The 1,565-nt window shown below is 43.5% G+C and carries 1 protein-coding gene; it reads right to left on the bottom strand.

Annotation, left to right across the window (positions count from 1 at the left end):
• A partial coding sequence (locus BI291_RS18640) for a TonB-dependent receptor (RefSeq protein ID WP_368482984.1) occupies positions 1–1,565 on the bottom strand: 1,565 nt, incomplete at both ends.

Below are 1,565 nucleotides of genomic sequence, written 5' to 3' on the forward strand. Positions count from 1 at the left end.
CCACCTGTTCCTGCATTACCTGCTGTCATTAAGCGTGGGCTACGTGAGTTCCATGCTAAACGCGCTGAGAACGTATCGTTTTCATACCATACAACCGCGTTGTAGGTATCTTTTGACATCCCTTGGAACGGTAAGTCATCACCGTGTACATCTTTCGCTTCTTGTTTTGAATCGGTATACGTGTAGTTAACGTCAAAACCAACATTTTTAAGAATGCTGTCTTCACCTAAGAAGTCACTTAATGCGACTTTCGCGCCTAATTCAAAACCAGCGACTTCACCACCTTCAGATTGTGCCGTAAAGGTTGTTGGGTGTGGACCACGGATAACACCATCACTATCCGGCTCTTCGTTGCGTAATTCTGTTCTGCTTTCAGTAAACTCAGCAATATCGATACCAAACGCTGAGGCGAAGAACATTGACGCTTCACCAGCATACCACTCAGCTGATAATGACCAGTTCTCTGAGCGCCATGGGTTTAACGCTGGGTTACCGTTTAACGTGACGTTTTGTACACGCATACAGCCACAACCATTGTTGAACACCATACCAACGTTTTTACCTGCACCCCATTGGTCCAGATTCAACGCTTGCATGTTCTCAGAAAATGCAGCACGTAATACCACGTCATCACTTGCTTGGTATGCTAAGTTAATTGACGGTAGCTCGTCTTTATACTTACGCTCTGTAACCTCATCACCAATATCTGGCCCTAAACCTGAATGCGGTAAGTTACCACCAATAAGGTTTTGCTTCACAAATAATGTGGTCTCAATTACTTTCAAACCAACGTTACCTGATAGGTTACCGTACTCAAAGTTCGCTTGTAAGAAGTAAGATAACTCATCTAAGCCTACATCATACGTAGCACCGCCATTTTCAGTACGTTGTACATTACCAAACGTGTCTTTATGCCATTGACGTGGGTCACGGAAGTTACTTGGGTCAATCACCCAAACGCCTGGAATACCTTTTACGTTACCAAAGTCTGTTTGCCATGAAACCGTTGTATGGTCGTCTAGACGTGTTGGTGGTAAAAGTGTGTATGGTGTCCATGTAAAGTCACCATAGATTGGGTCACCATTTCCATCAACTTTCGGTACATACATTCTCTCACCCGTATTTTCATCATACTGATAGTGAGAAGTTTCTTCGTATTCACCTGTTTCTGCGTTATAAGCAAAGTTACCTTGCTCTGCTGCCGTGTATTCACCGGTACCAGCCATACCATAACAGGCATTATCAGGCGCATTACTCGTACTTCTGTCTAAGTTTTGGTCAACGGCTTTCCATTGCGCAATATCACAACCATTACCAAAGTCTGAAGTATAGGTAAATTGGTCATGGTCTACATCACGTTGTGAATAACGAATACCAAAATCAACACTGGTGATCACATCGTTATCTTCTAACGCGTAATTCCACTTTGTGCTAAAGGTACGTAAATCCGCTTCATCATCGGTGTTACCTTCTGATGAAAACGCACCCACATGATATGAATCTAAACTTGCCATGTAATCCGCAACCGACATATCACCTTGACCACCAGCAACCACTTGGTCAAA

This window comes from Thalassotalea sp. PP2-459 (genome assembly GCF_001913705.1).
GTDB lineage: Bacteria > Pseudomonadota > Gammaproteobacteria > Enterobacterales > Alteromonadaceae > Thalassotalea_C > Thalassotalea_C hakodatensis.